Here is a 6,641-nt window from a genome sequence, read left to right as displayed (position 1 = left end):
CACCGAAATGCGGCCGCTGCCAGACAGGGGCCAGCTTTACCCCTCCCGGATCTCCCCATCTTTATTCACCTGATTGCCACCGCCATGCAGCTGCAAGACATTCTGTATTCCCAGGGATTTGGAACCCGCCGCGTGTGCGCCGGATTGGTGCAGCAGGGCTGGGTGACAGTAAGCACCACCGGGGTGCGGGGGGAGTACGTGCCATGCACCGAGGCTGCGGCCGAGTTTGATCCCGAGGGCTTGCAATTGCGCGTGCAGGGCGTGGACTGGCCGTACCACCAGAAGGCCTATGTGCTGCTGCACAAGCCTGCGGGTACCGAGTGCTCGCAAAAGCCTTCCACCTACCCGAGCATTTACACGCTGCTGCCGGCCCCGCTGCGCCAGCGGCCGAGCAAGACGGCGGTGCAGGGCATCCAGGCTGTGGGCCGGCTCGACCAGGACACCACCGGCATGCTGCTGCTCAGCGACGATGGCCAGTTCATCCACCGCATGAGCTCCCCCAAGAAGCATGTTCCCAAGGTCTACCAGGTCACCACCAAGCATCCTGTGGACGAGGTCCAGGCCGGCAAGCTGCTGGCCGGCGTGGTGCTCGACGACGATCCCAAGCCGGTGCGCGCGGCCGCCTGCGTGGTGGTGGACACGCACCGCCTGGACCTGACCCTGACCGAAGGCAAGTACCACCAGGTCAAGCGCATGCTGGCCGCAGTGGGCAACCGCGTGGAAGGCCTGCACCGCTCGCAGATCGGCAGCATGCCGCTGCCGGCGGATCTGGCGCCCGGTCAATGGAGATGGCTCAGTGCGGACGACCTCAAGGTGCTGACCCTGGCGCCAGCCTGAGCGTGGCGCTTTCGTGTCCATGGCCGTGTGGTCAGCCCTCTGGCAGCGCATCAAGGCGCTGCCTTCTTGATCCAATCGGTCTGCATGTGCAGATGTTACGCATTGCACCGCAGGTGCCGGGACTCCCGGCGCTACACTTGCAGACTGTCCTGAAAGTGCTTGGTTGTCCGTGAAGATTTTCTCTCCCGCGCGTGCGCGCGCCGCCCTGGCCGGTTTGGCCTTGCTGTGGGGTGCCAGCGTGATGGCCGCGCCTGCAGCAGCACCTGCGCCACCGATTTTTGTACTGAACTCGCTGGAGGCCAACGTCAGTGTGATCGACCCACTGACGTGGACGGAGACCGCGCGCATCCCCACTGGCAAGGAGCCGCACCACCTGTACCTCACGCCCGACGAGCGCTCGCTCATCGTGGCGAATGCGCTGGGTGACACGCTGACCTTCCTGGACCCGCGCACGGCGCAGGTGCAGCGCACGGTGCGCGGCATCGTGGACCCCTACCACCTGCGCTTCACGCCCGACATGAAGTGGCTGATCACGGCCGCCAACCGGCTCAACCACGTGGACTTCTACCGCTGGGACGGCAAGGAGCCCACGCTGGTGGCGCGCGTGAACACCGCCCGCACCCCGAGCCACATGTGGATCGACAGCCGCAGCACCACGGTCTACGTGTCCATGCAGGACAGCGATGAGCTGGTGGCGATAGACATCGCCACACAGGTGGTCAAGTGGCGCCTCAAGACCGGCCCCATGCCGGCCGACGTGTACGGCAGCCCCGACGACAAGCATGTCTTCGTGGGCCTGACGGGCGGTGACAGCGTCGAGGTGTTCGACGTCTCGGGCCGTGAGCCGCGCAGCATCAGGAAGATCAAGACCGGCAACGGCGCGCACGCATTCCGGGCGGCGGGCGATGGCAAGCACCTGTATGTGAGCAACCGTGTCGCCAATTCGATCAGCAAGATCGACATGGCCAGCATGGCCGTGGTGGACAGCTACCCCGTGCCCGGCGGGCCGGACTGCATGGAGGTCTCGGCCGATGGCCGCTGGATCTATGTGAGCTCGCGCTGGGCGCGCAAGCTCTCGGTGGTGGACACCGAGGCGAAGAAGGTGGTGCGCCAGGTGCCGGTGGGCAAGTCCCCGCACGGTGTCTGGACGCTGCAGCACGCACCTCGGTAGCTGCTGCATGCTGCCCCGTCCTGCAGCGTCCTCGTCGCGCTGGAGCCTGAAGGCGCTCCTGCCGCTGGCCCTGTTCGCCGGCGTCCCAGCCGGGATGGCGCAAGGCGTCGCTACCGGCCAGGCTGGCAACTGCACAAAGCCCGTTTATCTGACCCTGGACACGGGCCACATGGCAGTGGCCCCGCTGATGGCCGAGGTGCTCAAGCGCCAGAACGTACAAGTGACCTTTTTCGCGGCACAGGAGCGCACCAAGGAAGGCGATGGCAGCCTGGGCGAGCACTGGGCTCCCTGGTGGCGTGCCCGTGCGGCCGAAGGCCATGCCTTTGCCTCCCACACCTGGGACCATACCTACTGGCGTGCCGACCTGGGCAGCGTCGCCCAGCCCTCGTTCAAGGTGCGGCCCTCGGCCGGCCCGCGCGCGGGGCAGGATTTCACGATGACGGGCGCCGAATACTGCGCCGAGATCACCAAGGCCGGCGACCGGCTGCAGGCCATCACCGGGCAAAAGCCCATGCCATTGTTCCGCGCACCGGGCGGAAAGACCTCACCGCAGCTGCTGGCCGCCGCCAAGGCCTGTGGCTACACGCACGTGGGCTGGTCGCCTGCGGGCTTTCTCGGGGACGAGCTCTCTACCGCGCAGGCCAGCAACGATGCCCTGCTGCGCAAGGCGCTGCGCGACATCCGCGCGGGCGATATCCTGCTGGCGCACCTCGGTATCTGGTCGCGCACGGACCCCTGGGCGCCCGCGGTGCTGGAGCCGCTGATCGTGGGCCTGAAAGAGCGGGGTTTCTGCTTTCGGACACTGCGCGAGCATCCAGACTACGCTACAAAGGCCGTGCGGTGATGCCGGGCGAGCACGGCACCCACGACGATGGCAACAGGAGCGGATAGCGCATGGAGTGGCTGAGTTCGATATTCGACGGTGCGCAGCAGTGGCTGTTCGAGACCGTGGTGCAGCCGCTGATGTTCGCGGGCGGCCTGGGCAATCTGCTGGAAGACGGTTATGACGCCACCGGCTGGCTGTTGGTGGGCCTGCTGCAGCTGGTGGTGATCATCGCCATCATCGGTCCCCTCCAGCGCTGGCGCCCGGTGGAGCCGGTGACCAACCGCGCCACCATCCGCACCGATATCCTCTACACCTTGCTGCACCGCCTGGGCCTGTTCCGCGTGGGCCTGTTCTTCGCCATCGACCCGGTGATGGACGCGGTGTTCGGCGAGCTGCGCATGTCGGGCATCAGCACCTTCCACCTCGATGGCCTCTGGCCCGGCGTGACCGACGTGGCCTGGGTCAGCCTGCTGCTGTACCTGGTGGTGTTCGACTTCGTGGACTACTGGATCCACCGCGGCCAGCACCATTTCGAGTGGTGGTGGCGGCTGCATTCGCTGCACCACTCGCAGCAGCAGATGACGATGTGGAGCGACAACCGCAACCACATCCTCGACGACATGCTGCGCGACACCCTCCTGGTGGTGGTGGCCCAGCTCATCGGCGTGGCGCCGGGGCAGTTCGTGGCCATCGTGGCCATCACCCAGCTGAGCGAAAGTTTCCAGCACGCCAATGTGCGCCTGTGGTTCGGCCGCCTGGGTGAGCGCCTGTGGGTGAGCCCCCGCTTTCACCGGTTGCACCACAGCATTGGCATCGGGCACGAAACCATCCAACCGGCGGCTGCGGGAGAAAAGGCCCCGCGCGTGGTGCTGGGCGGCCACAACTTCGGCGTGCTGCTGCCCTGGTGGGACATGCTGATGCGCACTGCCAACTTCGAGCAGCGCTACGACCCCACGGGCGTGCGCGACCAGGTGGAGCCCGGGCCCGACGGCCGCACGCGCGACTATGGGCGCGGCTTCTGGTCGCAGCAATGGCGCGGGGTGCTGCGCTTGTTCGGAAAGGCTTAGGCCCGCTTCGCTGCCACGTCGCGCACCAGCCCCCAGGCCACTTCGGCCACGGGCGCCAGCGCGCGGTTGGCCCGCCGCACGAGCACGATGGCGCGCTCCACGCGGGGTGTGAGCGGTCGCACCTCCAGACCTTGCAGCCCGGAGGGCGGCAGGGCCAGAGTGGGCACCACCGAGATGCCCAGGCCTGCATCCAGCATGCGAAAGATGGTGGTCACATGGCCGACTTCCTGGGCCACCAGTGCCTGCACGCCATGCTGGTGCAGCGCATCGTCGATCAGCCGGCGGCTGCCCGAGGCGTGGTCGAGCAGCACCAGCGATTCGCCGTCGAGGGCGGCCCAGCGCACGCTGCGCTGGCGCGCCAGCCGGTGCGTGGGCGGGCAGACCAGGCAGAAGGGCTCGGACAGGATGGGCTCGGCATGCAGCTCATCGCTGCGCCCTGGCTCGGGCTCGATCACCACGCCAAAATCCACCTCGCCCGAGAGCACGCTGGCCAGCGCGTCGTGCTGCATGCGGTCCAGCAGCAGCAGCTCCAGCCCCGGGTGCTCCTGCCGGCAGCGCGCAATGCATTCGGGCAGCAGGTTGGCCGACAGGGTGGGGCTGCTGGCCACCCGCACCCGGCCCTGGCGCTGGGTGGCCAGGCCGCGCACATCGAGCAGCATCGTGTCCAGGTCTTCCAGCACGCGCGCCAGGCGCACGGCCAGGCTGCGGCCGGCTTCGGTCAGCACCACCTCGCGCGTGGTGCGGTCCAGCAGCTTGATGCCCAGGTGCTGCTCCAGCTCGGTCACGCAGCGGCTCACGGCGGGCTGGGTCAGGCCGATCTGGTCGCCAGCGCGCGTGAAGCTGCTGTGCAGGGCCACGGCCTGGAAGACGCGCAATTGGCGCAAACTAGGGTGTGCCATGGCCTATTTCCCCTTCGCGCGGGCCATGGCGTGGGGATGGATGCGCGAAGCGCGGCGCAGCCCATGGCGGGCCATGGGCAAGCCGTGCGACAAAGCAGACGCCGCACGCCGTGGGCCGCGCGTGGGGAAATAGGCCATGGCACACCCTTGATTCATGAGGATTTATTATAAATTCATCAAATCAATCCATTTCTCTTGGGGTGGCAAACACGGTTCAATCGGTGCCTACTGTTTCTCACGGGGCTTTCATGCCCTTGCTCCCATGGCCCGCTCCCGCCTGCTTCCCGACAATTTCACGCTCTACCTCGTTGCCACGGTCATCGCCGCCAGCCTGCTGCCGGCCTCCGGCGGCTTCGCCAAGGCGCTCGAGGTGGTCACCACGGCGGCCGTGAGCCTGCTGTTCTTCCTGCACGGGGCCAAGCTCTCGCGCGAGGCCATCCTGGCCGGCATTGGCCACTGGCGCCTGCACCTGGTGGTGGTGGCCAGCACCTTCGTGCTGTTTCCGCTGCTGGGCTGGGCGCTGCGCCCGGTGCTGGAGCCGCTGGTCACGCGCGACCTGTACACCGGCATCCTCTATCTGTGTGCGCTGCCGGCCACGGTGCAGTCGGCCATTGCCTTCGTCTCCATGGCGCGCGGCAACATCCCTGCGGCCGTGTGCAGCGCCTCGGCATCCACACTGCTGGGTGTGGCCTTCACGCCGCTGCTCGTGGGCCTGCTCATGTCGCAGAACGCGGCCATGGGCGATCCGCTGGCCGCCATGGGCCGCATCGGTGTGCAACTGCTGCTGCCGTTTGCCATCGGTCACCTGCTGCGCCCGTGGATCAGCGGCTTTCTGCAGCAGCGCGCATCCGTCATGAAGGTGGTGGACCAGGGTTCCATCCTGCTCGTGGTGTATGCCGCCTTCAGCCACGCCGTCATCGACGGCCTGTGGTCCCAGGTGCCGCCCATGGCCCTGGCCGGCCTGCTGGCGGTGTGCGCGGTGCTGCTGGCGCTGGTGCTGACCCTCACCACCTGGAGCGCTCGGCGCATGGGCTTTTCGAAAGAGGATGAGATCACCATCGTCTTCTGCGGCTCCAAGAAGAGCCTGGTCAGCGGCGTGCCCATGGCCAACGTGCTGTTTGCCGCCAACGTGGCCGGTGCCATCGTGCTGCCGCTGATGCTGTTCCACCAGATGCAGCTCATGGTCTGTGGCGTGCTCGCGCAGCGCTATGCACGGCGCGAGGCTGCCGCCCAGGTGCCGGCGGGGCAGGGCACAGGGGCGGTGGAAACGCGCGCCTGACGGGCGGGGGAGGGCGGGCTTGGCAGCGCTATGCTGTCTGGTCCCGTTTCCCATCGGCCACCAAGGAGCTGACTTCCATGCCACTCGCCCCCGCCTCGGTCACCCTTCTGGAGCAGGCCCAGGTGGCCTACCGCGTGCATGAACACCCGGAGGCGCACGCAACGCAGCAATTCATGGAGCTTGGGTTCCCGGTGCAGCAGATGGTCAAGACCCTGGCCTTCCAGGCCGGTGGCGGTGGCATCGTGCTGGTGGCCTTGCGCGCCACCGACCCGGTGGACTACGGTGCCGTGGCACGGGCGGTGGGTACCTCCCGCGCCAAGCTCGCGGCACTGAGCGAGGAGCTGCTGCGCCAACGCCTGGGCATGCAGGCCGGCGGCGTGGGCCCCTTCGTGCAGCAGGACGGCGTGCAGGTGCTGGTGGACCGGCAGGTGCCGGCGCTGGCGGCCGTGTTCTGCGGCACGGGCGAGCGCACCAGCACTCTGGAAGTGCCAGGCCAGGCGTTTGCTGCCATTGTGGGTGCCGTGCATGGCGAATTTGCGAAACCAGCGGCGGCTGCTTAGCC

The 6,641-nt window shown here is 67.6% G+C and carries 7 protein-coding genes; 6 read left to right on the top strand and 1 reads right to left on the bottom strand.

What is annotated here, in order from left to right; all coding sequences use genetic code 11:
- Positions 1–84: 84 nt before the first annotated feature.
- From AC0IZS_RS32605 to AC0IZS_RS32590, 4 genes are all read left to right on the top strand, one after another.
- Positions 85–837 (top strand): pseudouridine synthase, encoded by a 753-nt coding sequence (locus tag AC0IZS_RS32605; RefSeq protein ID WP_471639443.1) that lies wholly within the window; start codon positions 85–87, stop codon positions 835–837.
- A 169-nt stretch (positions 838–1,006) separates the two neighbouring features.
- Positions 1,007–2,008, top strand: coding sequence for a YncE family protein (locus AC0IZS_RS32600; protein ID WP_471639442.1), 1,002 nt, complete (start codon positions 1,007–1,009; stop codon positions 2,006–2,008).
- A 7-nt stretch (positions 2,009–2,015) separates the two neighbouring features.
- Positions 2,016–2,852 (top strand): polysaccharide deacetylase family protein, encoded by an 837-nt coding sequence (locus tag AC0IZS_RS32595; protein WP_471639441.1) that lies wholly within the window; start codon positions 2,016–2,018, stop codon positions 2,850–2,852.
- Positions 2,853–2,902: 50 nt separating this feature from the next.
- The gene (locus AC0IZS_RS32590) at positions 2,903–3,901 is read left to right on the top strand and encodes a sterol desaturase family protein (protein WP_471639440.1); all 999 of its coding nucleotides are present in this window, start codon (positions 2,903–2,905) and stop codon (positions 3,899–3,901) included.
- Here the strand turns inward: AC0IZS_RS32590 and AC0IZS_RS32585 are convergent.
- Positions 3,898–4,800: a LysR substrate-binding domain-containing protein gene (locus AC0IZS_RS32585; RefSeq protein WP_471639439.1), complete on the bottom strand. Its 903-nt coding sequence runs from the start codon at positions 4,798–4,800 to the stop codon at positions 3,898–3,900. The two genes, AC0IZS_RS32590 and AC0IZS_RS32585, sit on opposite strands and share 4 nt — an antisense overlap.
- Before the next feature lie 262 nt (positions 4,801–5,062).
- Between AC0IZS_RS32585 and AC0IZS_RS32580 the strand changes: the two genes are divergently transcribed.
- Both AC0IZS_RS32580 and AC0IZS_RS32575 read left to right on the top strand, forming a co-directional pair.
- Positions 5,063–6,079, top strand: a complete 1,017-nt coding sequence (locus AC0IZS_RS32580) for a bile acid:sodium symporter family protein (protein ID WP_471639438.1) — start codon at positions 5,063–5,065, stop codon at positions 6,077–6,079.
- Between the two features lie 77 nt (positions 6,080–6,156).
- Positions 6,157–6,639 carry an aminoacyl-tRNA deacylase gene (locus tag AC0IZS_RS32575; RefSeq protein ID WP_471639437.1) on the top strand — a complete coding sequence of 161 codons (483 nt, stop codon included), beginning with the start codon at positions 6,157–6,159 and terminating at the stop codon, positions 6,637–6,639.
- The last annotated feature ends 2 nt before the right edge of the window (positions 6,640–6,641 follow it).

The sequence above is a fragment of the Acidovorax sp. AC410 genome (genome assembly GCF_979253235.1).
Note: the sequence above shows the minus strand (reverse complement) of the source record. Positions and strands in the feature narration are given on the sequence as shown.

Coding starts and splice junctions, on each gene's coding strand:
- AC0IZS_RS32585 (WP_471639439.1), bottom strand. CDS start 4,800: ATGGCACACCCTAGTTTGCGCCAATTGCGCGTCTTCCAGGCCGTGGCC.
- AC0IZS_RS32590 (WP_471639440.1), top strand. CDS start 2,903: ATGGAGTGGCTGAGTTCGATATTCGACGGTGCGCAGCAGTGGCTGTTC.
- AC0IZS_RS32595 (WP_471639441.1), top strand. CDS start 2,016: ATGCTGCCCCGTCCTGCAGCGTCCTCGTCGCGCTGGAGCCTGAAGGCG.
- AC0IZS_RS32575 (WP_471639437.1), top strand. CDS start 6,157: ATGCCACTCGCCCCCGCCTCGGTCACCCTTCTGGAGCAGGCCCAGGTG.
- AC0IZS_RS32580 (WP_471639438.1), top strand. CDS start 5,063: ATGGCCCGCTCCCGCCTGCTTCCCGACAATTTCACGCTCTACCTCGTT.
- AC0IZS_RS32605 (WP_471639443.1), top strand. CDS start 85: ATGCAGCTGCAAGACATTCTGTATTCCCAGGGATTTGGAACCCGCCGC.